This is a genomic window from Polaribacter sp. IC066, from assembly GCF_007997085.1.
Lineage (GTDB): Bacteria > Bacteroidota > Bacteroidia > Flavobacteriales > Flavobacteriaceae > Polaribacter.
This window is the reverse complement of the sequence record NZ_VORR01000133.1, coordinates 1-1294: the sequence shown is the minus strand read 5'-3', so window position 1 is coordinate 1294 and position 1294 is coordinate 1. Positions and strand designations below refer to the sequence as shown.

General features: G+C 35.4%; 2 protein-coding genes. Both read left to right on the top strand.

All coding sequences use genetic code 11. The annotated features are described in order from the left end of the window. Positions 1-216 (top strand): IS66 family insertion sequence element accessory protein TnpB (gene tnpB, locus ES044_RS18245; protein ID WP_147187473.1); only part of this gene is annotated, 216 nt, incomplete at its 5' end. 215 nt (positions 217-431) lie between these two features. Further along, positions 432-1294 (top strand): IS66 family transposase (tnpC, locus tag ES044_RS18240; RefSeq protein ID WP_190311515.1); only part of this gene is annotated, 863 nt, incomplete at its 3' end.

Here is a 1294-nt window from a genome sequence, read left to right as displayed (position 1 = left end):
TTTATCAATAAAAAGAAAGATAAACTAAAGCTACTTCATTGGCGAGTTGGGGGCTTTGTTCTTTATTATAAGCGATTGGAAAAAGGGATTTTTGAGCTTCCAGAATATAATATAGAAGAAGGTTTAGTTGTTTTAACCTATACCGAAATGATTATGATATTGGATGGAATAAGCATTGTAAATACCCATAAAAAAGAGCGCTACCAACCCAATTAATAGGCAACAAAAGTCATAATTTTAGCAAGTTTTCGCTTGTTTTTTTGTATCTTGTTTACATCAAAAACAAGGAACTACATATAGAAAACAACTCAATTGGTTCACAGAGCGAACTCGTTAAATTAACAAATGAGCGAGATGAGTTAAGCACTGAAAGAGATGAGTTAGCCACTGAAAGAGACGAGTTAAAACGGCAACTAGCTGAACTCAAACGAATGATTTTCGGGTCAAAGAGTGAACGTTTTATTCCTGTTGATCAAGCGCAGTTAGCCCTTTTTGAAAACTTAATAGAACAAAAGGAAGCATCGTTAGAAAAACACACCATTACCTATCAAAGAGATAAAAAGAAACCAGAAAAAGAAAAACCTGTTCGTACAGTTATTCCAAGTCATTTTCCAAGGGTAGAAGAAGTTATAGAACCTAAAAACATACCTCAAGGAGCTGTAAAAATAGGCGAAGAAGTTACAGAGCTTTTAGAAATTAAACCGCTAACTGTTTTTGTGAGGCGCATCGTAAGACCAAAATATGCTTTACCAAAAGGGCAAGGGATTATTATTGCAGAACTCCCTAGCTTACCGATTCCAAAAGGGAATGCATCAGCCAGTTTATTAACTTTTATTCTGATTTCTAAATTTGTTGACCACCTGCCTCTTTATCGATTACTACAGCTATTTAAACGCCAAGATTTGGTTATCAGTAAATCCACAATAGGGGGTTGGGTGCGTAAAGTCTCCGAGTTATTGCAACCTTTATATGACACCTTTAAAGAAAAGTTTTTAGAAAATGCAGCTTATATTCAGGCAGATGAATCGCCAATAAAAGTGCAAGACAGAGACAAGAAAAAAGCACTACATCAAGGCTATATGTGGGTGTATAGAAAGCCTGATGATAAATTAATCCTATTCGATTACAACAAGGGGCGAAGTAAAAAAGTTCCTGAAGAATTCCTTGAAAACTTTACAGGGACATTACAGTCTGATGGCTATAAAGCCTATCACAATTTAACAACTAAAGGAACTATTTCTCTTTTAGGTTGCATGGCGCATGCTAGGCGATATTTTGAGAAGGCATTAGATAA